The sequence below is a fragment of the Staphylococcus sp. HMSC069E10 genome (genome assembly GCF_001809205.1).
GTDB classification, from domain to species: domain Bacteria; phylum Bacillota; class Bacilli; order Staphylococcales; family Staphylococcaceae; genus Staphylococcus; species Staphylococcus hominis.
Genome location: NZ_KV796477.1, coordinates 82,848 through 105,571 on the forward strand (window position 1 = coordinate 82,848; position 22,724 = coordinate 105,571).

The 22,724-nt window shown below is 31.5% G+C and carries 24 protein-coding genes and 1 other annotated feature; of the genes, 23 read left to right on the plus strand and 1 reads right to left on the minus strand.

The features are described 5' to 3' along the window. Nucleotides 1-282: a hypothetical protein gene (locus HMPREF2561_RS04275; RefSeq protein WP_017176151.1), complete on the plus strand. Its 282-nt coding sequence runs from the start codon at nt 1-3 to the stop codon at nt 280-282. A 90-nt stretch (nt 283-372) separates the two neighbouring features. On the opposite strand, the gene HMPREF2561_RS04280 is transcribed toward HMPREF2561_RS04275, so the two are convergent. Beyond that, the gene (locus tag HMPREF2561_RS04280; RefSeq protein ID WP_002455241.1) at nt 373-552 is read right to left on the minus strand and encodes a hypothetical protein; all 180 of its coding nucleotides are present in this window, start codon (nt 550-552) and stop codon (nt 373-375) included. 167 nt (nt 553-719) lie between these two features. Here HMPREF2561_RS04280 and HMPREF2561_RS04285 point away from each other — a divergent pair, with 167 nt between their 5' ends. The 22 genes from HMPREF2561_RS04285 to aspS all read left to right on the plus strand — a co-directional run bounded on the left by HMPREF2561_RS04285 (nt 720) and on the right by aspS (nt 22,674). Then, on the plus strand, nt 720-1,190 hold the full coding sequence (locus HMPREF2561_RS04285) for a DUF4930 family protein (protein ID WP_017176152.1): 471 nt from the start codon (nt 720-722) through the stop codon (nt 1,188-1,190). A gap of 80 nt (nt 1,191-1,270) precedes the next feature. Continuing rightward, on the plus strand, nt 1,271-1,399 hold the full coding sequence (locus HMPREF2561_RS10990; protein ID WP_017176153.1) for a hypothetical protein: 129 nt from the start codon (nt 1,271-1,273) through the stop codon (nt 1,397-1,399). A gap of 168 nt (nt 1,400-1,567) precedes the next feature. Further along, the gene (gene mreC / locus HMPREF2561_RS04290; RefSeq protein WP_017176154.1) at nt 1,568-2,401 is read left to right on the plus strand and encodes a rod shape-determining protein MreC; all 834 of its coding nucleotides are present in this window, start codon (nt 1,568-1,570) and stop codon (nt 2,399-2,401) included. After that, nucleotides 2,401-2,901: a rod shape-determining protein MreD gene (gene mreD, locus HMPREF2561_RS04295; protein WP_017176155.1), complete on the plus strand. Its 501-nt coding sequence runs from the start codon at nt 2,401-2,403 to the stop codon at nt 2,899-2,901. The genes mreC and mreD overlap by 1 nt, the downstream gene beginning before the upstream one ends. A 54-nt stretch (nt 2,902-2,955) precedes the next feature. Then, nucleotides 2,956-3,039: a sequence feature (ribosomal protein L21 leader region), on the plus strand. A gap of 13 nt (nt 3,040-3,052) precedes the next feature. Next, entirely contained in the window at nt 3,053-3,361 is a 309-nt protein-coding gene (rplU, locus tag HMPREF2561_RS04300) for a 50S ribosomal protein L21 (RefSeq protein WP_002448968.1), read from the plus strand. 2 nt (nt 3,362-3,363) lie between these two features. After that, a complete protein-coding gene (locus tag HMPREF2561_RS04305) occupies nt 3,364-3,684 on the plus strand; it encodes a ribosomal-processing cysteine protease Prp (RefSeq protein ID WP_017176156.1) in 321 nt (106 codons plus the stop codon). An 11-nt stretch (nt 3,685-3,695) separates the two neighbouring features. Then, nucleotides 3,696-3,980 (plus strand): 50S ribosomal protein L27, encoded by a 285-nt coding sequence (rpmA, locus tag HMPREF2561_RS04310; RefSeq protein ID WP_002449010.1) that lies wholly within the window; start codon nt 3,696-3,698, stop codon nt 3,978-3,980. A 143-nt stretch (nt 3,981-4,123) separates the two neighbouring features. Then, a complete protein-coding gene (gene obgE / locus HMPREF2561_RS04315) occupies nt 4,124-5,416 on the plus strand; it encodes a GTPase ObgE (protein WP_019835431.1) in 1,293 nt (430 codons plus the stop codon). Nucleotides 5,417-5,428: 12 nt separating this feature from the next. After that, complete coding sequence (locus HMPREF2561_RS04320) at nt 5,429-5,884, plus strand: ACT domain-containing protein (protein ID WP_017176158.1); 456 nt, start codon at nt 5,429-5,431, stop codon at nt 5,882-5,884. An 11-nt stretch (nt 5,885-5,895) separates the two neighbouring features. After that, nucleotides 5,896-6,501: a Holliday junction branch migration protein RuvA gene (gene ruvA, locus HMPREF2561_RS04325; protein WP_017176159.1), complete on the plus strand. Its 606-nt coding sequence runs from the start codon at nt 5,896-5,898 to the stop codon at nt 6,499-6,501. A gap of 29 nt (nt 6,502-6,530) precedes the next feature. Continuing rightward, nucleotides 6,531-7,526 carry a Holliday junction branch migration DNA helicase RuvB gene (ruvB, locus tag HMPREF2561_RS04330; protein WP_070468395.1) on the plus strand — a complete coding sequence of 332 codons (996 nt, stop codon included), beginning with the start codon at nt 6,531-6,533 and terminating at the stop codon, nt 7,524-7,526. A gap of 9 nt (nt 7,527-7,535) precedes the next feature. Next, nucleotides 7,536-8,561 carry a tRNA preQ1(34) S-adenosylmethionine ribosyltransferase-isomerase QueA gene (gene queA / locus HMPREF2561_RS04335; RefSeq protein ID WP_070468397.1) on the plus strand — a complete coding sequence of 342 codons (1,026 nt, stop codon included), beginning with the start codon at nt 7,536-7,538 and terminating at the stop codon, nt 8,559-8,561. A gap of 19 nt (nt 8,562-8,580) precedes the next feature. Continuing rightward, a complete protein-coding gene (tgt, locus tag HMPREF2561_RS04340) occupies nt 8,581-9,720 on the plus strand; it encodes a tRNA guanosine(34) transglycosylase Tgt (protein WP_017176162.1) in 1,140 nt (379 codons plus the stop codon). Between the two features lie 16 nt (nt 9,721-9,736). Beyond that, nucleotides 9,737-9,997 (plus strand): preprotein translocase subunit YajC, encoded by a 261-nt coding sequence (gene yajC / locus HMPREF2561_RS04345; RefSeq protein ID WP_002448938.1) that lies wholly within the window; start codon nt 9,737-9,739, stop codon nt 9,995-9,997. Between the two features lie 194 nt (nt 9,998-10,191). Beyond that, nucleotides 10,192-12,477, plus strand: coding sequence for a protein translocase subunit SecDF (gene secDF, locus HMPREF2561_RS04350; protein ID WP_070468399.1), 2,286 nt, complete (start codon nt 10,192-10,194; stop codon nt 12,475-12,477). A 125-nt stretch (nt 12,478-12,602) separates the two neighbouring features. Then, complete coding sequence (gene recJ, locus HMPREF2561_RS04355; RefSeq protein WP_070468401.1) at nt 12,603-14,876, plus strand: single-stranded-DNA-specific exonuclease RecJ; 2,274 nt, start codon at nt 12,603-12,605, stop codon at nt 14,874-14,876. A 21-nt stretch (nt 14,877-14,897) separates the two neighbouring features. Next, nucleotides 14,898-15,416 carry an adenine phosphoribosyltransferase gene (locus HMPREF2561_RS04360; RefSeq protein ID WP_019835427.1) on the plus strand — a complete coding sequence of 173 codons (519 nt, stop codon included), beginning with the start codon at nt 14,898-14,900 and terminating at the stop codon, nt 15,414-15,416. A 333-nt stretch (nt 15,417-15,749) separates the two neighbouring features. Next, a complete protein-coding gene (locus tag HMPREF2561_RS04365; RefSeq protein ID WP_017176166.1) occupies nt 15,750-17,939 on the plus strand; it encodes a RelA/SpoT family protein in 2,190 nt (729 codons plus the stop codon). Between the two features lie 15 nt (nt 17,940-17,954). After that, nucleotides 17,955-18,407, plus strand: a complete 453-nt coding sequence (gene dtd / locus HMPREF2561_RS04370; protein ID WP_049420490.1) for a D-aminoacyl-tRNA deacylase — start codon at nt 17,955-17,957, stop codon at nt 18,405-18,407. Next, a complete protein-coding gene (locus HMPREF2561_RS04375; RefSeq protein WP_017176168.1) occupies nt 18,404-19,279 on the plus strand; it encodes an N-acetylmuramoyl-L-alanine amidase family protein in 876 nt (291 codons plus the stop codon). The genes dtd and HMPREF2561_RS04375 overlap by 4 nt, the downstream gene beginning before the upstream one ends. Before the next feature lie 351 nt (nt 19,280-19,630). Beyond that, the gene (gene hisS, locus HMPREF2561_RS04380; protein WP_019835425.1) at nt 19,631-20,908 is read left to right on the plus strand and encodes a histidine--tRNA ligase; all 1,278 of its coding nucleotides are present in this window, start codon (nt 19,631-19,633) and stop codon (nt 20,906-20,908) included. Further along, on the plus strand, nt 20,908-22,674 hold the full coding sequence (gene aspS, locus HMPREF2561_RS04385) for an aspartate--tRNA ligase (protein ID WP_017176170.1): 1,767 nt from the start codon (nt 20,908-20,910) through the stop codon (nt 22,672-22,674). Before hisS ends, aspS begins: the two co-directional genes overlap by 1 nt. The last annotated feature ends 50 nt before the right edge of the window (nt 22,675-22,724 follow it).

The window sequence follows — 22,724 nt, forward strand, 5'->3', positions numbered from 1 at the left end:
ATGACTTTAATTTTAATCATAGGGGTGTTAATACCTATTATTTACATAATGAGATTGAATATTAAACAAAAAACAATTCGTTTAAAAGAAACGCTTAATACCGTGTTATTATCGATTGTTGGTATTACAATTTTTTCTTTTATTGGAGTATTCGTCAACCATACGCATACTCAATTATATATTTTACTCATTAGTGATATAGTAACTGGAACGATATTTGGGTTACTATTAGCAACAATATATAAAATTTATGAATACTTGTCTCAAAGCAATCGTAAATAAAGCTAGTTAACTTTTCATACAATACAATCATAAACGAATTAATAAAGGGTAGATTGTATTAATTACATTGAAAAGTAACTAGCTTTTTCATTATCTTATATAAGCTGAAAGCACATTAAAATTTTCTAAAATCCAAAGAACACCTTGATAGGCTAAATACAGTCCGAGAATAATAAAAGCAGCAGAGATTAAAAATCTTAAAAGTGCAAATCCTACTTTAAAAAGTATAACTGCAAGCAAGATAAGTAAAATAATTGTAAGAATGTTCATTTCTCACACTCCTCTAAATTTATTTTACGAGTGATATTAATTATTATAATATATTTTAAGAAAATGTTAATCAGTCTTAAGAATTTACTTAATTTACTTCTTTAGACCGATGGATAAAATCTATTTTATATTTATAATAATTTAGATTTAAAATTGGAGGGATTTTATTGCGAATGGTTTTTAGTATTTTTAAAAATATAGTAGCAGTTATTGCAATCCTTAGTATTGTTTATTTTGCATTAAAATATGCCCCGTTTTTAAGAGAACAGGACTGGAATCCTATGAATCAACCTCCCAATAACCAATTCGAGCTCTTGCCAAGTAATCAAACATCAACACCAGTGCCTACTAATGGAAAAAGTTATACTATAGAAGAAAATCATTTACTTCAGAATATTCCTGCTAGTCAAACAAAAAATGTGTTTAAATTTATAGATAAAAAAGAATTTATGGAAGTTTCAGGTATAGTTAGAATGGGATATAATGATAATTACATTGTAGGGCAAAGAGATAATGAATTTATCATCTATAAATTCGGAAGTGATACGATTAAAGTCTTTAGTACGGAAATTGAAATGGAACAGGAATTAAATCGCCTAGGACAATCAATCACTTTAAAACCTCAGAATGAGTATTAAAAAATATAATTTGAAAAAAATAAATAAATGCGTTAATGTCTAAAATAGATACAATAATCTTTTGAAGGTTGGTGTAATGTATGTCTGAACAATCTAAAGAAAAACAGGCAAATGAACAAGCAAAAGCACAAAATTTATTTTCTAAATGGAGAAAAGACGAAACGCTCTATGAAGAAGATAAAAAAGATAAGCCGAATAAAGAATCGTAAAATTAAATAAGATGACATTTGATAGGAGCAAGTACTAGAATTCAATGAAGATTCTAACTTGTTCCTTTTTTTCTTTGAAGATAATATTTAATATTATTCTTTATTTCAATCCTAGAGTAATATAAAATAGAATATAATAATTTAAAATAAATAGTAGAGGTGTTATGAGTGTTAAATTTTTTTAAAAATAACAAGTTAATTGTTGTTTTTTGTGCAATAATTATTTTTATTGCATTGATTGGTTTGTCCATTCGTTCACAAACTCAATCACCTCCTGAGCAATATGTGGGGGACTCAGTGTCATTTGGTCAGAGAGTAATTAGTTACCCTGTCAATTTTGTGACTGGAGCTATAGGTAACTTCTTTCAATCTAACAAATCAAATCATAATGAAGTTAATCAATTAAAAGCAAAAAACGAAGCATTAGAAGCGGAAAATAAAAACTTAAAAAAAGAACTTGATATGACTGATGCTTCAAAATACGATGCAATTTCAGGTGCCATCATAGCACGTAATCCAGATCAATGGATGAATACTGTGATTATTGATAAAGGTAAAAAAGCTGGTGTAAGCAATAATATGGCAGTGTTTACTAGTGATGGTTTAATTGGAAGAGTAACTAGAGTGAATCAATTTTCTTCTCAAGTTGATTTACTTTCAACGAATACAAGAGCTGGAAAACTATCAGTCAATATTCAACATCACTCTAAAAATGTTTTTGGATTAATTGATCACTATGATAATAAAACTCAGGAATTAATTATTAGTAATATCAATAATAAGGATAAAATTTCAAAAGGTGACAAAGTAGTAACAAGTGGATTAGCCGATCAATTGCCAAGTGATTTATACATAGGAGAAGTGACGAAGGTAGAAAATGATGAATATGGTTTAGCAAAAGAAGTGAGGGTGAAAACTGGAGCAAATTTATCAGATATTCAACATGTATACATAGCGAAAAAAAGTAATAACACGGATTTCAATGAAAGAGAGACTCGATAATGAAAGCGTTCGTTTATATAATGATCGGTATCATCGTTTTTTATCTTGATACACTTATTGGTTTGGTTATTCCTTTTCATATAGGCAACCTAACATTTATCTTAGTTCCTCATTTAACTCTAATGTATTTATTACTTTTATCAATTTATAGACCATTTATGGTCACATTATTACTAAGCATTTTTTTAGGTATGATAACTGATATCTACTTTGGCAGTGTATATGGTTTATATTTGTTTGGTTATATATTCTTAATAACAATATTTAATAAGTTCTTGAAGATTTTTTACCGAGACTATATTATGGTATATTGGTTCAGTATCATTGGTGTAATGATTCTTGAAATATTTGTAGCAATTATATATTCTGTTATTAGCTATGTAGAATTTGATTTACTAAACTTTATATTACTACGTATTATCCCAACACTTATATTAAATATTATTTTATTAATTATTTTGATGCCTATATTCTTTAAATTCTTTAAAAAGCCAATATAATAGATTGACATTGAATATAAGTAATGGTAAGATGCAATAGTTGAGTAGTTTTATAGCTACATACAACCGCTCAAATACAGGTTTAAGCGTTAAAATGTTATATTTTATCACCTGTATATGGCGTGACTTATAATTATAGGAGGTGCAAGGTATGTTTGCTATTATCGAAACAGGCGGTAAACAAATTAAAGTAGAAGAAGGTCAAGAGATTTTCGTTGAAAAATTAGATGTTAATGAAGGTGATTCATTCACATTTGATAAAGTATTATTTGTAGGTGGAGATTCAGTTAAAGTTGGTGCTCCAACTGTTGAAGGAGCTACAGTAACTGCTACTGTGAACAAACAAGGTCGCGGTAAAAAAATTACTGTTTTCACTTACAAACGTCGTAAAGATTCAAAACGTAAAAAAGGTCATCGTCAGCCTTATACTAAATTAACAATTGATAAAATCAACGCTTAATTATGATTACTGTTGATATTTCAATTAATGATGAAGGTAAAGTAACAGACGTCATCATGGATGGCCATGCTAATCATGGTGATTATGGCTATGATATTGTTTGTGCAGGGGCTTCAGCTGTTCTTTTTGGAAGTGTGAATGCTATTTTAAGTTTAACTTCTGAAAATCCGGATATTGATTATGATGATGACGGTGGTCATTTTCACATTAGATCAGTAGACACTAACAATGAGCAAGCACAATTAATTCTTCAAGCAATGCTTGTGTCTTTACAAACGATTGAAGATGAATATAATGAAAATATAAGATTAAATTATAAGTGAGGTGTATCCCGATGTTAAAATTAAACTTACAATTCTTCGCATCTAAAAAAGGGGTAAGTTCTACAAAAAACGGTCGTGACTCAGAATCAAAACGTTTAGGTGCTAAACGTGCAGACGGTCAATTCGTAACAGGTGGCTCAATTTTATATCGTCAACGCGGTACTAAAATTTATGCTGGTGAAAATGTAGGTCGTGGTGGCGATGATACATTATTCGCTAAAATCGACGGCGTTGTTCGTTTCGAACGTAAAGGTCGCGACAAAAAACAAGTTTCTGTATATGCAGTAGCTGAATAATTTTTGTCTAATTAACACCAGAAGTGAAGACTTCTGGTGTTTTATTTTTGTTTAAAAATGATTATAATAGAATCTAACGTTTTAGAGTTAATGATATAATATTAGCGATGAATTAATAAAATATATAAAAAGAGGTGAGATATATGTTTGTCGATCAAGTAAAAATATCTCTAAAAGCAGGCGATGGAGGTAATGGTATTACTGCTTATCGTAGGGAAAAATATGTACCATTTGGTGGCCCTGCTGGTGGCGATGGAGGTAAAGGTGCTTCAGTCATTTTTGAAGTTGATGAAGGTTTAAGAACACTTTTAGACTTTAGATTTCAACGTCATTTTAAGGCTAAAAAAGGTGAAAATGGTCAAAGTAGTAATATGCATGGTAAAAATGCGGAAGACTTAGTTTTAAAAGTGCCTCCTGGTACCATTATTAAAAGTGTAGAAACTGAAGAAGTTTTAGCAGATTTAGTTGAAGAAGGTCAACGTGCAGTTATTGCTCGTGGAGGTCGTGGAGGTCGTGGAAATTCACGTTTTGCAACCCCTCGAAATCCAGCTCCAGACTTTAGTGAAAATGGAGAACCTGGAGAAGAACTAGATGTTACCTTAGAATTAAAGCTACTTGCTGATGTGGGACTCGTTGGATTCCCAAGTGTAGGGAAATCAACATTGTTATCTATTGTATCTAAGGCAAAACCTAAAATTGGAGCTTATCATTTTACAACAATTAAACCAAATTTAGGTGTGGTTTCAACACCTGATCATAGAAGTTTTGTGATGGCGGATTTACCAGGTTTAATTGAAGGAGCTTCAGAAGGAGTCGGTTTAGGTCATCAATTTTTACGTCATGTTGAAAGAACAAAAGTTATTGTTCATATGATAGATATGAGTGGTTCTGAAGGAAGAAATCCACTTGAAGATTATCAAATCATCAATAATGAACTGATAAATTATAAACAAAGATTAGAAGATAGACCTCAAATTATAGTGGCAAATAAAATGGATATACCGGAATCAAACGATAACCTAGAATTATTTAAAAAAGAAATTGATGAAGATGTAACTATTGTTCCAGTTTCTACAATTACAAGAGATAATATTGATCAATTACTATATACAATTGCTGATAAATTAGAAGAAGTAAAAGATATTGATTTTAGTGTAGAAGAAGACGAAGATGCAGGTGTTAATCGCGTATTATATAAACATACACCATCTCAAGATAAATTTACGATTACAAGAGATGATGATGGTGCCTATGTAGTAAGCGGTAATGCAATCGAACGCATGTTTAAAATGACAGACTTTAATAGTGATCCAGCAGTAAGACGTTTTGCACGTCAAATGCGCTCTATGGGTATTGATGATGCATTAAGAGAACGTGGATGTAGTAATGGTGATATTGTTAGAATACTTGGGGGAGAATTTGAATTCGTCGAATAGGAGGGCTTTTTAGTGGACAGCAAAGATTATAAAAAGTTTTATTTAATACGTGAAGACGTTTTACCAGAATCAGTGGTTAAAACGCTTAAAATTAAAGACGCTTTAAAAAATGATGCCACACTGTCCATTTATGAAGCAGTTAAGCAGTTTAATCTATCAAGAAGTGCTTTTTATAAATATAGAGATACTATTTTTCCTGTAGATGAAAAGATTTTTGAACACCGTGAATTCACCTTAATTCTCTATGTTAATGATATAGTAGGAATGCTTGCTCAAGTATTACAAACTATTTCAAAATTAGCGTTATCCGTTTTAACTATTCATCAAAGTGTTCCAATGGAAGAAAAAGCAACGATTACACTCTCTTTGAGTGCAAAAGATCAATCATTATCAATAGAAAAGGTCATGGGCACTTTGAGAAATATTCAACATGTTTATAAAGTTGAATTAATTAGTATGAGTATGTAAGGAAGGTATCTATGTACGCTTATATAAAAGGACATTTATCTCAATTGTTTCCAACACATATTGTTGTAGAAACGTCTAATGGTATCGGTTATGAAATTCAAACTCCAAATTCATATCGATTTCAAAAATATTTAAATCAAGAATGTAAAGTCTTTACTTCACTGATTGTAAGAGAAGACGCACAATTATTATATGGTTTTATTAGCGAAGAAGAAAAAGAGATGTTCTTAAGCTTAATAAAAGTTACAGGTATAGGCCCTAAATCAGCTTTAGCTATTCTAGCAACAAGTACACCTAACGAAGTTAAACGTGCAATTGAAAATGAAAATGATACTTATCTAACTAAATTTCCTGGTATAGGTAAAAAGACTGCACGACAAATTGTATTAGATTTAAAAGGTAAAGTTAAGATTACAGAAGAGACTAGTGAGACCTTATTACAGGTTGAGGGACAAGTTGAAGAAAATGACAATATAATTAAGGAAGCGTTATTAGCGCTTGCAGCTTTAGGATACTCTAAGAGAGAGCTTTCTAAAGTTGAGAAAGTGCTTAATAAAACATCCATCCACTCTGTTGATGAAGCAGTTAAGATTGGTTTAAAAACGCTTATATCTTAATATTATGAACGATAACTGGGGGGATAAATATGGATGATAGAATGGTAGATCAATCATTACACAATGAAGAATCTTCTTTTGAATTCTCACTCAGACCAACTAAATTAAAACAATATATTGGGCAATCATCAATAAAGAATAATTTAGAAGTTTTTATAAAAGCGGCTAAACTAAGGGATGAGCCATTAGATCATGTATTACTTTTTGGTCCTCCAGGATTAGGTAAAACAACACTTTCAAATATTATTGCTAATGAAATGGAAGTCAATATAAGAACTGTATCTGGTCCATCATTAGAGCGACCCGGAGATTTAGCGGCAATTTTATCAGGTTTACAGCCTGGAGATGTTTTATTTATTGATGAAATCCATCGCTTAAGTAGTGTAGTAGAAGAAGTTTTATACTCTGCTATGGAAGATTTTTTCTTAGATATTATTATCGGTAAAGGTGATGAAGCACGTAGTATACGTATTGATTTACCACCTTTTACTCTAGTAGGCGCGACAACACGTGCTGGAAGTCTAACAGGCCCTTTAAGAGATCGATTTGGTGTTCATTTAAGATTAGAGTACTATTCGGAATCAGATTTAAAAGAAATCATTATTCGAACTGCTGAAGTATTAGGTACAAAAATTGATGATGAAAGTGCAGTTGAGCTTGCTAAGCGTTCAAGAGGAACACCTCGTGTTGCAAATCGACTACTAAAAAGAGTAAGAGATTTTCAACAAGTAAATGAAGATGAACAAATTTATATCGAAACAACAAAGCAAGCTCTAAACTTATTACAAGTGGATGATGAAGGCTTAGATTACATTGATCATAAAATGATGAATTGTATTATTAATCAATATAATGGAGGTCCTGTGGGACTGGATACGATAGCAGTGTCAATTGGAGAAGAACGTATTACAATCGAAGATGTCTATGAACCCTTTTTAATACAAAAAGGATTTATAGAACGAACACCAAGAGGTAGAAAAGCGACATCATTTGCCTATGAACATTTCAAAAAAATTAAAGAATGAGGGAATAATATGAACGTTGAGGAGTTTGATTATCATTTACCTGAATCATTGATTGCTCAGACACCTTTAAAAAATAGAGATCAAAGTAGATTACTTGTGCTAGGTAGAAAGACCGGAAATATTGCACATAAACACTTTACAGATATTATGGATTATTTTGAACCTGGAGATACATTAGTATTAAATGATACACGTGTTATGCCAGCACGTTTATTCGGTTTAAAAGAAGAAACAGGTGCAAAGGTAGAAATGTTAATGCTTACTAGGATAGAGGACAATGACTGGGAAGTATTATTAAAACCAGCAAAACGTATTAAAGTAGGTAATACTTTATCATTTGGTAACGGCAAAATCATTGCTGAATGTATAAAAGAATTAGAACAAGGTGGGCGCATTATGCGTCTACATTATGAAGGTATTTTAGAAGAACGCTTAGATGAGTTAGGTGAAATGCCTTTACCACCTTATATTAAAGAACGTTTAGATGATCCGGATAGATATCAAACTGTGTATGCTAAAGAAAATGGTTCCGCTGCAGCGCCTACTGCAGGGTTACATTTTACAGATGAGCTTTTACAGAAAATAAAAGACAAAGGTGTCAATATTGCATTTATTACACTACACGTTGGCCTAGGTACCTTTAGACCAGTAAGTGTGGAGGATATTAATGATCATGAAATGCATAGTGAATACTATCAAATGACTAAAGAAACGGCAGATATGCTGAATAAAACTAAAGAAAATGGGCATAGAATTATTTCTGTAGGTACGACGTCTACTAGAACGTTAGAAACAATTCGTCGTGATCATGAACAATTTGTTGCTACAAGTGGTTGGACAGATATATTTATTTATCCAGGGTTTGAATATAAAGCAATTGATGGGTTAATTACTAATTTTCATTTACCCAAATCAACATTAGTAATGTTAGTCTCTGCTTTTAGTAGTCGTGAATATATTTTGAATGCTTATAAAGAAGCGGTAAAACTTAAATATAGATTCTTTAGTTTTGGAGATGCAATGTTAATAATTTAATGAATGAGAGGTACAGATTATGCCAGCAGTAACTTATGAGCACATTAAAACATGTAAGCAATCAGGTGCACGTTTAGGGATTGTTCATACACCCCATGGCTCATTTGAAACACCCATGTTTATGCCAGTAGGTACGAAAGCAACAGTTAAAACAATGAGTCCAGAAGAGTTAAGACAAATTGAAGCTAGAATTATATTAGGAAATACGTATCATTTGTGGTTACAACCTGGAAATGATATTATCAAACAAGCTGGGGGCTTACATAAGTTCATGAATTGGGATGGCCCTATTCTTACAGATTCTGGTGGTTTCCAAGTGTTTAGTTTGAGTAATCTTAGAAAAATATCAGAAGAGGGTGTCGAATTTAGACATCATACAAATGGCTCTAAGTTGTTTTTAAGTCCAGAAAAATCAATGCAAATTCAAAATGACTTAGGTTCAGATATTATGATGGCATTTGATGAGTGTCCGCCTATGCCTGCCGAATATAAATACGTAAAAGATTCAATTGAACGTACAACAAGATGGGCTAAACGATGTCTTGAAGCACATCAACGTCCAGAGGACCAAGCATTATTTGGTATTATACAAGGTGGAGAGTACAAAGACTTAAGAGAACAAAGTGCTAAAGAACTTGTATCATTGGATTTTCCTGGATATGCTATTGGTGGTTTATCTGTAGGTGAACCAAAACCAGTGATGTACGATATGGTTGAACATACGGTTCAATTTATGCCAGAAGACAAACCAAGATACTTAATGGGAGTAGGATCACCTGATGCATTAATAGAATGTAGCATTCGCGGTATGGATATGTTTGATTGTGTGTTGCCAACACGCATAGCTAGAAATGGAACATGCATGACATCTCAAGGGCGATTGGTTATAAAAAATGCTAAATATGCAGATGATTTTAGTCCTATAGATGCGAATTGTGATTGCTATACTTGTAAGAATTATACACGTGCATATATTAGACATCTAATTAAAGCAGAGGAAACGTTTGGTATCCGTCTTACTACTATTCATAATTTACATTTTCTGCTAAAATTAATGGAAGATATTAGACAGGCCATTCGAGAAGATCGTTTATTAGATTTTAAAGAAGAATTTTTCGAACAATATGGGCTAAATGTAGAGAACCCTAAAAACTTTTAATAAGGAGAACAATATAATGAATGTTTCAGCATTAATCTTGCCTATAATTTTAATTATAGTATTTTATTTCTTTTTAATTAGACCGCAACAAAAACGTGCAAAAGAACATCGTGAAATGATTAGTCGTATCGAAGCAGGTCAAAAAATTACAACTATTGGTGGAATCAAAGGAACAGTTAAAGCTGTGGATGAAACAGCAGTTGTAATCACAGTAAATGGTCATGGTACTGAAATGACATTTGAAAAACCTGCGATTAAACAAGTTGATCCATCATAAATTATAATAACAAGACATTCCAGACAACAAATTGTCGTGGAATGTTTTTTTTTAACTACCTATCTTTATTACACTAATAAAGAGGTTATGTTAAGATAGATAAGTCTTGTCACATAGATGTAATCTTTAATTCACTTGCACATGGTTTATTAAAAGATTATTCTAATTACATAAGTAAATAATGAGGTGTTCATGTGAAAAAAACAAGTAGAATAATTGCATTCATACTCATTGTAGCGCTACTGTTTGTAGGTATGGGCTTTACATATAAGAATGTAGTTAAGAATGTAAATCTAGGCTTGGATTTACAAGGTGGTTTCGAAGTATTATATCAAGTTAAACCACTTGGCGGTGATGGTAAAATCGATGATAAGGCTTTACAATCTACTGCTCAAACTTTAGAAAATCGTGTTAATGTATTAGGCGTATCTGAGCCTCATATTCAAGTTGAAGACCCTGATAGAATTAGGGTACAGCTCGCAGGGGTAAAAAATCCTGATGAAGCTCGAAAAATTTTGTCTTCACAAGCAAATCTGACTATACGTGATGCTAATGATCATGTTAAATTAACAGGTAAAGATATTGTACAAGGTTCTGCAAAACAAGAATTTAAACAAGGTACAAACGAACCTGCAGTCACTTTTAAATTAAAAGACCGCGCGAAATTTAAAAAAGTTACAGAAGAAATTTCTAAAAAACAAGAAAATATGATGGTAGTGTGGTTAGATTATAAAAAAGGTGATAGCTATCATAAAGAGTTGGACAAACCTGAAGATAAACGAAAATACGTTTCAGCCGCTTCGGTGGATCAACCTATTAATTCAGACAGTGTAGAAATTTCAGGTGGCTTCCAGGGTCAACAAGGCGTAGAACGTGCTAAGCAAATTGCAGAATTGTTAAATGCAGGTTCATTACCGGTTGATTTAAAAGAAGTTTATTCTAATTCTGTAGGTGCACAATTTGGTCAAGATGCATTAGATAAAACAATTTTTGCATCAATGATTGGTGTTGCAATTATCTATTTATTTATGGTAGGTTTTTACAGATTACCAGGTATTGTGGCAGTGATTGCTTTAACAGTATATGTTTATTTAACATTAGTAGCATTTAACTTTATTTCAGGTGTACTTACATTACCAGGTTTAGCTGCCTTAGTATTAGGTGTAGGTATGGCTGTAGATGCAAATATTATCATGTATGAACGGATTAAAGATGAACTGAGAGTAGGACGAACGCTTAAACAGGCTTATTCTAAAGCAAATAAAAGTTCTTTCTTGACGATTTTTGATTCAAACTTAACAACTGTTATAGCAGCAGCAGTGTTATTCTTCTTTGGTCAAAGTTCAGTTAAAGGATTTGCTACGATGTTATTATTAGGTATTTTAATGATATTCATCACAGCTGTCTTCTTATCAAGAGGACTATTATCACTTTTAGTTTCTTCTAATTACTTTAAGAAGAAATATTGGATGTTTGGTGTAAATAAAAATAATCGCCATGATATCAATGAAGGTGTAGATGTTCATGATTTAAAAACAGCTTTTGAAAAATGGAATTTTGTTAAATTAGCAAAACCATTAATTGGAGTAAGTATTTTAATTTTAGTAATTGGTATAATTATTCTAAGTATATTTAAACTTAACTTAGGTATTGATTTCTCATCTGGTACAAGAGTAGATCTTGATTCTGATACGAAGTTATCTCAAACTAAAGTTGAACGTACGATAAAAGATGTTGGTTTGACACCTGATCAAATTCAAATTAATGGTAATGATAATAAACAAGCAACAGTTCAATTTAAAAATGATTTATCTAAAGATGAAACTTTGAAACTTAATAAAGTTATTAATGATCAATATGGTCATAAACCGACAGTGAACACAGTTTCTCCAATGATTGGTCAAGAGTTAGCTAAAAATGCAATGAAAGCATTAATTTATGCAGCTATTGGTATTATTATCTATGTTTCATTAAGATTCGAATGGAGAATGGGGCTTTCTGCTGTCTTAGCATTACTTCATGATGTATTTATTATCGTTGCTTTATTCAGTTTATTAAGACTTGAAGTAGATATTACGTTTATCGCTGCAATCTTAACGATTGTAGGTTATTCAATAAATGATACAATTGTTACTTTCGACCGTGTAAGAGAAAATCTTCATAAAATCAAAGTCATAACAGACCCTCATCAAATTGATGATATTGTTAACCGATCTATTAGACAAACAATGACTCGTTCTATTAATACAGTTCTTACAGTCGTTGTAGTAGTTATCGCCATACTTATCTTTGGTGCATCAAGTCTGTTTAACTTCTCATTAGCATTACTTATTGGATTATTATCTGGTGTATTCTCTTCTATCTTTATTGCAGTTCCACTATGGGGCATCATGAAGAAACATCAGTTGAAAAAATCTGAGAACGGTAAGCTTGTAGTTTATAAAGAGAAAAAATCAAATGATGAAAAAATCTTAGTATAATTAAATACATGATATAAAATTAGTGGAAGAAACAAAAGAATTCTAATTGAATTCAGTGTTTCTTCCTCTTTTTATTTATTCTTTTTTTAGGTATAATTGCTTGTGGAAAAAGGAAGGATAACTTTATGATTCAATCTAAATATAAATGGCTTTATGAAGCACCTAAACAAGATATATCGTCTGAGATTATTAAGGAATTTAATTTATCTCCTATTGTAAGAAAGATTTTAGAAAGTAAATCGATTACACAGTATGATGAGATAAATACATTAATTAATGGTACAAATAAAAAGCATGATTCATGGCTAATGAGTGATATGCGAAAAGCTGTTGATCGAATTAATTTAGCGATTGATAAACATGAAAGAATATTAGTATATGGAGACTATGATGCTGATGGAGTAACATCTACAACGATATTAGTTCAAACACTGCAAAAATTGGGCGCTGAAGTCGGTTGGTATATTCCTAATCGATTTAGTGAAGGTTATGGTCCAAATAAATATGCCTTTCAAAATGCTTACGATGAAGGCGTATCTCTTATTATTACAGTTGATAATGGAATACAAGGTCATGAAGAAATTGAAATGGTACAAGCATTGGGAGTCGATGTAATTGTTACAGACCATCATGAAATAGGCCGTACATTACCAAAAGCATATGCCATTATTCATCCTATGCATCCAGAATTTGAATATCCATTTAAATATTTATGTGGAGCTGGTGTCGCATATAAATTATCGCAATGTTTAATAGATCATCCTCCAGAATATTTCATAGCGCTTGCAACTATTGGGACGATTGCAGATTTAGTGTCACTGACTGATGAAAACAGAACGATTGTTCAAGAAGGTCTTAAATATTTAAATCAATCTTGTCCATTTCAAATTCAATCATTATTAAATCAAGCAGGATTTAATGATGAAATAGATGAAGAAACAATTGGTTTCATTATTGGACCTCGTTTAAATGCGGTAGGTAGATTAGAAGATGCGTCATTAGCAGCGGAATTGCTGATGGCAGAAGATTCTGAAGAGGCGAATTTTTTAGCTGAACAAGTAGAAGCTTTTAACATTGAACGTAAAGATATTGTAGCTCAAATAACAGAAGAAGCACTATTGATGGCTAATGAAAAAGTTGAAAATGGCGACAAATTTTTACTTTTAGCTAAAGAAGGATGGCATGAGGGAGTATTAGGTATTGTGGCTTCAAAAATTGTAGAAACTTATGCTTTACCCACTCTTATTTTAAATATAGATTTAGAACAACGTCATGCAAAAGGTTCAGCTAGAAGTATTGAACAAGTGTCTATGTTCGAAATTTTAAGTGCACATCAAGACTTGATATCTAAATTTGGTGGTCATCATATGGCAGCTGGAATGACGATGGAGATTGATAATATTGATGCATTATCAAAAGGATTAAATGAATGGATGGTTCAGCTTTCTAAACATACTTCTTTAGAACCAACAAAACATATTACGACTAAACTTTCAGAAGATGAAATTACTGTATCAAATATTCATGATATTAAAATACTGAAACCGTTTGGTACTGATTTTGAAAAACCTTTATTTGAATTGGATGATACAGAAGTTAATGACGTTAAAGCGATTGGAAAAGATAAAAATCATTTAAAATTAGTAACTGGTCAAGCTAAATTACAACATTTATTTTGGAAAAATGATGATTTAATGACACAAATAGAATTAGGCCAACCTGTCAATATCATAGGACATTTACAAATAAATGAGTGGAATGGCAATCAGACACCTCAAATGATTATACAAGATTTAGCGACTCAAAATGAGCAAATATTAGATTATAGAAGTAAACGTAAACAACTTAATATTGATACGTCATCTAATAATGTTGCTTTTGTCATTCATTCTAAAAAAGAGAAGCTAGGTGAGAATTATTTCCACTATGGTGAAATAATTGATTCATCATATAATACGATTGTGTTTCGTGATTTACCAACTGATTTAGATAGTGTTACACAATCTCTAAAACATTTAGAATACTCACAACTCTATTTAGTATTACACCATCAACATTCAATTTATTTTGAGGGGTTACCGAGTGGTCATCTATTTAAACAAAGTTATAAGGCACTATTTACTAAGAAAGAAATGAACTTAGAAAAAGAAGGGTTACAATTATGTCAATACTTAAATATTAAGCCAAATACTTTAAAGTTTATTTTAAAAGTATTTCTTGACCTAAGTTTTATTTACGAAGAAAATGGTATAATTAAAATAAATGATAATCCAAGTAAACAATCTATTGAGTCGAGTCAAGTTTATAAATCGAGACAGTCAAGAATTGAAGTTGAAAAATTAATGCTTTATGATGACTTTTCACATCTTAAGAATTGGATTAAAGCTCAAAAAGCGTAACGCATAGGAGGAAATTTTTAAATGGATTTAAAGCAATACGTATCTGAAGTACAAGACTGGCCTAAACCAGGTGTTAGTTTCAAAGATATTACAACTATTATGGACAATGGTGAAGCATACGGTTATGCAACTGATCAAATTGTAAAGTATGCAAAAGATCGTAACGTTGATATTGTAGTAGGCCCTGAAGCAAGAGGATTTATTATTGGCTGTCCAGTTGCGTACTCAATGGGAATTGGATTTGCACCTGTAAGAAAAGAAGGAAAATTACCACGTGAAGTTATTCGCTATGAATACGACTTGGAATATGGGACAAATGTTTTAACAATGCATAAAGATGCAATTAAACCAGGACAACGTGTTTTAATCACTGATGATTTATTAGCGACAGGTGGAACAATCGAAGCGGCTATTAAATTAGTAGAAGAATTAGGTGGTATTGTTGTTGGAATAGCTTTTATTATTGAATTAAAATATTTAAATGGTATGGAAAAAATTAAAGACTATGATGTCATGAGTTTAATTTCTTACGATGAATAGTCATTAATTTAGTAACTAGATTAATATATATTAAAGCGAGTGTAGGAATTCAGATTGAATACTATCTCGCTTTTTTTATTATCGTTGCATCATCATTAATCTAATCACATTTATTTATTTAAAAACTTGTAGTATTATATAACTATTATTTAAACCAAAGTTAATCTTTTAGAGATTTTAATACTTTTGTTAAAATTACATTAATACTCACGCATCTTTAATTAATAGGAGTGGTACTCGGATTAATTAAGTAATGAAAAGAAATTTCTTGATTTTCAATGATTCGGTTATCGGTAGAGTATTTGAAATATTAAAAAGTCGGGGTGTCATATATTGAATAACGAGTATCCATATAGTGCTGATGAAGTACTAAATAAAGCTAAATCCTATTTATCAGCAGATGATTATCAATATGTTTTAAAAAGTTATCATATTGCTTATGAAGCACATCAAGGACAGTTTCGAAAAAATGGGCTACCTTATATCATGCATCCAATTCAAGTAGCAGGTATATTAACAGAAATGCGCTTAGATGGACCAACAATTGTAGCTGGCTTTTTACATGATGTGATAGAGGATACACCATATACATTTGAAGATGTAAAGAATATGTTTAATGAAGAAATTGCACGAATTGTAGATGGTGTAACTAAGTTAAAAAAAGTTAAATACCGTTCTAAAGAGGAACAACAAGCTGAAAATCATAGAAAGTTATTTATTGCGATAGCTAAGGATGTTCGTGTCATATTAGTTAAATTAGCTGACCGCTTACATAATATGAGAACGCTAAAAGCAATGGCTAGAGAAAAACAAATTCGTATTTCAAAAGAAACATTAGAAATCTATGCACCTTTAGCACATCGTCTAGGTATTAATACCATTAAATGGGAATTGGAAGATATTGCATTACGTTATATTGATAGTGTACAGTATTTTAGAATTGTTAATTTAATGAAGAAAAAACGTAGTGAACGTGAAGCATATATTCAAAATGCTATGGATAAAATTCAAACTGAAATGAATAAAATGAATATCCAAGGTGAAATAAGCGGTCGCCCTAAACATATTTACAGTATTTATCGTAAGATGGTAAAACAAAAAAAACAATTTGATCAAATATTTGATTTATTAGCTATACGAGTGATTGTGAATTCAATTAATGATTGTTATGCTATTTTAGGCTTGGTTCATACATTATGGAAACCGATGCCAGGTCGTTTTAAAGATTATATCGCTATGCCAAAGCAAAATATGTATCAATCATTACACACTACTGTTGTTGGACCTAATGGTGATCCTTTAGAGATTCAAATTCGAACATTTGAAATGCACGAAATTGCTGAGCATGGGGTGGCAGCGCATTGGGCATATAAAGAAGGTAAAACAATAAATTCTAAAACACAAGATTTCCAAAATAAACTTAACTGGTTAAAAGAACTTGCAGAAACTGACCATACATCTTCAGATGCACAAGAATTTATGGAATCACTTAAATATGATTTACAAAGTGATAAAGTATATGCGTTTACGCCTGCAAGTGATGTGATTGAATTACCTTATGGCGCAGTCCCTATTGATTTTGCTTATGCCATCCATAGCGAAGTGGGTAATAAAATGATTGGCGCAAAAGTCAATGGTAAAATTGTGCCTATTGATTATATGCTTAAGACAGGCGATATTATTGAAATTCGCACAAGTAAACATTCATACGGTCCAAGTAGAGATTGGTTGAAAATTGTTAAATCATCTGGAGCAAAAAGTAAGATAAAAAGTTTCTTTAAAAAGCAAGATCGTTCTTCTAATATAGAAAAAGGTAAATTTATGGTAGAAGCGGAAATTAAAGAACAAGGTTATCGAGTTGATGAGATTCTAACAGAAAAAAATATTGAAGTCGTTAACGAAAAATATCATTTTGCCAATGATGACGATTTATATGCTGCAGTAGGTTTTGGTGGTGTTACTGCTTTACAAGTAGTGAATAAATTAACGGAAAGACAGCGTATACAAGATAAACAAAAAGCATTAAATGAAGCACAAGAAGTCATTAAAACGTCACCAATTAAAGAAGATATCATTACTGATAGTGGGGTTTATGTCGAAGGATTAGAGAATGTTTTAATCAAATTATCTAAATGTTGTAATCCAATTCCTGGTGATGATATTGTTGGATATATCACTAAAGGACATGGTATTAAAGTTCATAGATCAGATTGCCCAAATATTAAAAATGAAAACGAGAGATTAATTAATGTCGAATGGGTTAAATCAAAAGATTCAACACAACGTTATCAAGTAGATTTAGAAGTCAATGCATATGATCGAAATGGGTTACTCAATGAAGTGATTCAAGCCGTAAATTCAACCGTAGGAAGTATTATTAAAATGAATGCACGATCTGATATTGACAAAAATGCAATTATTACAATTAGCGTTATGGTTAAAAATGTAAATGATGTATTTCGTGTAGTTGAAAAACTTAAACAATTGAGTGATATTTATACAGTTTCTAGAGTATGGAATTAAAAGAGGTGCTAAGATATGAAAATAGTTGTACAAAGAGTAAAACGAGCATCTGTCACTAATAAATCTATTCATAACCAAATTGAAAAAGGTTATTGTTTATTAGTAGGTGTTGGGAAAAATTCGACGGAATCTGATATAGAAGTATTAGCGAAGAAAATTGTTAATGCACGTTTGTTTGAAGATGATAACGGAAAATTAAATTTAAATATTCAACAAATTAATGGTGCGATTTTATCTATTTCTCAATTTACACTTTATGCAGAAGTTAAAAAAGGTAATAGACCAGGTTTCTCACAATCCATGCGACCTGAAGATGCCAAAATATTATACGATAAGTTTAACTCTGAACTTCAAAAGTATGATATTGATGTTCAAACTGGTGAATTTGGGACAGATATGGAAGTAGAAATTATTAATGATGGTCCCGTAACGATTATATATGAAAGTCAGGATGGCAAAGTAATATGAATAAATTAGATACATGGTTAACCAAACATGATCTAAAAAATATGTTGACGTTAGTAGTAGTGTTATTATTTATTCTTTTTATAATATTATTATTTTTGTTTATGAATCATAATGATCAAGATAGTAATAGACTAACAATAACAGAAGATGCTGAAATAAGAACAGGACCTAATGCAGGATATCCGGTGATATATAAAGTTGAAAAAGGAGATAGTTTTAAAAAATTAAAGACGTCAGGAAAATGGATTGAAGTCCAAAATGCTAAAGGAGATGAAAAAGGATGGGTTGCTGGTTGGCATACGAGTTTGAATATTAAAGCTGATGTCAGTAAACAGGAAAATCCTTTTAAGAATAAAACTGTGGTGCTTGATCCTGGTCATGGAGGGAGTGATCAGGGAGCCTCAAGTTCCACGGCTCTTAAATCTCTCGAAAAAAACTATACTTTGAAAACAGCACTTGAATTAAAACGTGCATTAGAAAAAGCAGGAGCGCATGTTAAATTGACGAGAACAGATGATAGTTATGTAAGCTTAGATAATAGAAAAGCGACAGGTGATGTATTTATAAGTATTCATAATGATTCATTAGATAGTCATAATGCTAATGGCGCTACTGTATATTGGTATCAAAATAGTCAAGAAACATTAGCAGAAGTATTAAATGCGAATATTCAAAAAAAGTCATTACTTTCTAATCGTGGTGTGCGTCAACAAAATTATCAAGTTTTAAGACAAACGAATAAACCAGCTGTGTTACTTGAATTGGGCTATATAAGTAATCCTACCGATGAAAAAATGATTAGAAATCAATTACATAGACAGGTTGTAGAAGAAGCGGTTGTAGATGGATTAAAACAATATTTTGCTTCATAATACTTGCAAACTTTTCCTAAAATCGGTATCATAATCAGTGAACTTTATAAATAATACCGTTTGTATTCTTGAAAAGACTAATGAAATAGTGAACAATCATATTGATTGTGAAGAGAAGTAATCCTAGGCTGAAAGATTACACTAGTACATTGGTATCTTTGAACACAAGAAAAGGTGCTTTGATAAAATAAAGCCGGTTTGCGTACGTTACACGTGATGAGTGGAGAATATTTTTATTCTCAATTAGGGTGGCAACACGGCATATCGTCCCTTATATAGCATGAAGCTATATAAGGGACTTTTTTATTAAAGAAATTTAATAGTTAACAACAATTTAGAAGGAGTGATTGTATGATTAAGATTCCTAGAGGAACGCAAGATATTTTACCTCAAGAGTCTGCAAAATGGCGATATATTGAAAATAAATTAGATGAATTAATGAAATTATACAATTATAAAGAGATACGTACACCAATATTTGAAAGTACTGACTTATTTGCAAGAGGTGTAGGAGATTCTACTGATGTCGTTCAAAAAGAGATGTATACGTTTAAAGACAAAGGCGATAGAAGTATTACATTAAGACCTGAAGGAACTGCAGCAGTCGTGCGATCATATATTGAAAATAAAATGCAAGGTGAACCTAATCAACCTATTAAGCTTTACTATAACGGACCAATGTTTAGATACGAACGAAAACAAAAAGGACGTTATCGACAATTTAATCAATTTGGTGTAGAAGCAATAGGAGCAGAAAATCCAAGTATTGATGCAGAAGTATTAGCAATGGTAATGCATATATATGAATCATTTGGTTTAAAACATTTAAAGCTAGTGATTAATAGTATAGGAGATCAAGCATCTCGTAAAGAATATAACGAAGCATTAATTAAGCATTTTGAACCTGTCATTGATACATTTTGTAATGATTGTCAATCACGTTTGCATACAAATCCAATGAGAATCTTAGATTGTAAGGTTGATAGAGACAAAGAAGCAGTTAAACATGCTCCAAGAATTACAGATTACTTAAATGATGAATCAAAGGCATATTATGAAGCGGTTAAACATCATTTAGATCAACTAGGTATCAATTATGTTGAAGATCCTAATTTAGTGCGTGGACTTGATTATTATACTCATACGGCATTTGAACTCATGATGGATAATCCAAATTATGACGGTGCTATTACTACACTATGTGGTGGAGGTCGTTATAATGGACTTCTTGAGTTGTTAGATGGTCCTAAGCAAACAGGAATAGGTTTTGCCCTTAGTATTGAACGATTACTTCTTGCACTTGAAGAAGAAGACATAGAATTGAATGTGGATGAAGATTTCGATTTATTTGTCGTAACGATGGGTGAAAAAGCAGAACAATATAGCGTGAAACTTTTAAATGATTTAAGAAAACATGGCGTGAAAGCTGATAAAGATTACTTAAATCGAAAAATTAAGGGACAAATGAAGCAAGCTGATCGTTTAAATGCTAAATATACGATTGTAATAGGTGACCAAGAGCTAGACAATAATAAAATTGATGTTAAAGAAATGTCTACAGGTGAAACAAAAACAATTCAATTAGATGAAGTAGTTAGTTTCTTTAATAAAGAAAAGGAGAATAAATAATGGGTAAAAGAACAACATATTGTGGTTTAGTAACTGAAGAATTATTAGGTCAGAAAGTAACACTAAAAGGTTGGGTTCATAACCGACGCGATTTAGGTGGCCTTATTTTTGTTGATTTACGTGATAGAGAGGGAATTGTACAAATTGTATTTAATCCAGATTTTTCAAAAGAAGCTCTATCTATTGCTGAAACTGTAAGATCAGAATATGTAGTTGAAGTTGAAGGTTCAGTAACTAAAAGAGACCCAGAAACAGTTAATCCAAAAATTAAAACAGGTCAAGTAGAAGTTCAAGTATCTAATATTCGTATAATTAATAAATCAGCGACACCACCATTTTCAATTAATGAAGAAAATCAAAGTGTTGATGAAAATATTCGTCTTAAATATCGCTATTTAGATTTAAGACGACCAGAATTAGCTCAAACATTTAAAATGAGACATCAAACGACTCGATCAATTCGTCAATATCTTGATAATAATGGTTTCTTTGATATTGAAACACCCGTATTAACAAAATCTACACCAGAAGGTGCGAGAGACTATTTAGTGCCATCGCGTGTACATGAAGGCGAATTTTACGCTTTACCACAATCACCACAGTTATTTAAACAATTATTGATGATTAGTGGTTTTGATAAATACTATCAAATTGTAAAATGTTTCCGTGATGAGGATTTACGTGCTGATCGTCAACCTGAATTCACACAAGTAGATATCGAAATGAGTTTTGTTGATCAAGAAGATATTATTCAAATGGGCGAGGAAATGCTTTCTAAAGTTGTAAAAGATGTAAAAGGTATTGATATTCAAACACCATTCCCTCGTATGACATATGATGAAGCAATGAAACGATATGGTTCTGATAAACCAGATACACGTTTTGGTATGGAATTGCAAGATGTGTCCCAATTAGGAAAAGAAATGGATTTCAAAGTGTTTAAAGATACTGTAGAACACGGCGGAGAAGTTAAAGCAATCGTTGCTGAAGGTGCTGCAGATAACTATACACGTAAAGATATGGATGGATTAACAGAATTTGTAAATATCTATGGTGCTAAGGGTCTAGCTTGGGTGAAAGTTGTAGATGAAGGCTTAAGTGGTCCGATAGCAAGATTCTTTGAAGAAGAGAATGTTAACACATTAAAAGAATTAACAGGTGCTAAACCTGGAGATTTAGTAATGTTTGTTGCAGATAAGCCAAATGTTGTTGCACAAAGTTTAGGTGCACTTCGAATTAAAATTGCAAAAGAATTAAAATTAATTGATGAATCAAAATTAAACTTCTTATGGGTAACAGATTGGCCTTTATTAGAATATGATGAAGATGCTAAACGTTATGTTGCTGCGCATCATCCGTTTACATCACCTAAAGAAGAAGATATTGCTAAACTAGATTCTGAACCTGAAAAAGTTCAAGCAAATGCTTATGACGTTGTATTAAATGGATACGAATTAGGCGGTGGATCAATCAGAATATCTGATGGAGAATTACAAGAAAAAATGTTTGAAGTTTTAGGATTTACTAAAGAACAAGCTAGAGAGCAATTTGGTTTCTTATTAGATGCCTTTAAATACGGCGCACCACCACATGGAGGCATCGCTTTAGGTCTAGATAGACTAGTTATGTTACTCACAAATAGAACTAATTTACGTGATACTATCGCTTTCCCTAAAACTGCTTCTGCAACTTGCTTATTAACGGATGCACCAAGTGAAGTATCAGATAAACAATTAGAAGAATTATCATTAAGAATTCGTCATTAATCTTCATTTTTAAAATAGAATAATTTAGTGCTAAATTGGGACGGGAATTG

Coding starts and splice junctions, on each gene's coding strand:
- HMPREF2561_RS04275 (WP_017176151.1), top strand. CDS start 1: ATGACTTTAATTTTAATCATAGGGGTGTTAATACCTATTATTTACATA.
- HMPREF2561_RS04280 (WP_002455241.1), bottom strand. CDS start 552: ATGAACATTCTTACAATTATTTTACTTATCTTGCTTGCAGTTATACTT.
- HMPREF2561_RS10990 (WP_017176153.1), top strand. CDS start 1,271: ATGTCTGAACAATCTAAAGAAAAACAGGCAAATGAACAAGCAAAAGCA.
- mreD (WP_017176155.1), top strand. CDS start 2,401: ATGAAAGCGTTCGTTTATATAATGATCGGTATCATCGTTTTTTATCTT.
- rplU (WP_002448968.1), top strand. CDS start 3,053: ATGTTTGCTATTATCGAAACAGGCGGTAAACAAATTAAAGTAGAAGAA.
- HMPREF2561_RS04305 (WP_017176156.1), top strand. CDS start 3,364: ATGATTACTGTTGATATTTCAATTAATGATGAAGGTAAAGTAACAGAC.
- rpmA (WP_002449010.1), top strand. CDS start 3,696: ATGTTAAAATTAAACTTACAATTCTTCGCATCTAAAAAAGGGGTAAGT.
- obgE (WP_019835431.1), top strand. CDS start 4,124: ATGTTTGTCGATCAAGTAAAAATATCTCTAAAAGCAGGCGATGGAGGT.
- ruvA (WP_017176159.1), top strand. CDS start 5,896: ATGTACGCTTATATAAAAGGACATTTATCTCAATTGTTTCCAACACAT.
- ruvB (WP_070468395.1), top strand. CDS start 6,531: ATGGATGATAGAATGGTAGATCAATCATTACACAATGAAGAATCTTCT.
- queA (WP_070468397.1), top strand. CDS start 7,536: ATGAACGTTGAGGAGTTTGATTATCATTTACCTGAATCATTGATTGCT.
- tgt (WP_017176162.1), top strand. CDS start 8,581: ATGCCAGCAGTAACTTATGAGCACATTAAAACATGTAAGCAATCAGGT.
- yajC (WP_002448938.1), top strand. CDS start 9,737: ATGAATGTTTCAGCATTAATCTTGCCTATAATTTTAATTATAGTATTT.
- recJ (WP_070468401.1), top strand. CDS start 12,603: ATGATTCAATCTAAATATAAATGGCTTTATGAAGCACCTAAACAAGAT.
- HMPREF2561_RS04360 (WP_019835427.1), top strand. CDS start 14,898: ATGGATTTAAAGCAATACGTATCTGAAGTACAAGACTGGCCTAAACCA.
- dtd (WP_049420490.1), top strand. CDS start 17,955: ATGAAAATAGTTGTACAAAGAGTAAAACGAGCATCTGTCACTAATAAA.
- HMPREF2561_RS04375 (WP_017176168.1), top strand. CDS start 18,404: ATGAATAAATTAGATACATGGTTAACCAAACATGATCTAAAAAATATG.
- hisS (WP_019835425.1), top strand. CDS start 19,631: ATGATTAAGATTCCTAGAGGAACGCAAGATATTTTACCTCAAGAGTCT.
- aspS (WP_017176170.1), top strand. CDS start 20,908: ATGGGTAAAAGAACAACATATTGTGGTTTAGTAACTGAAGAATTATTA.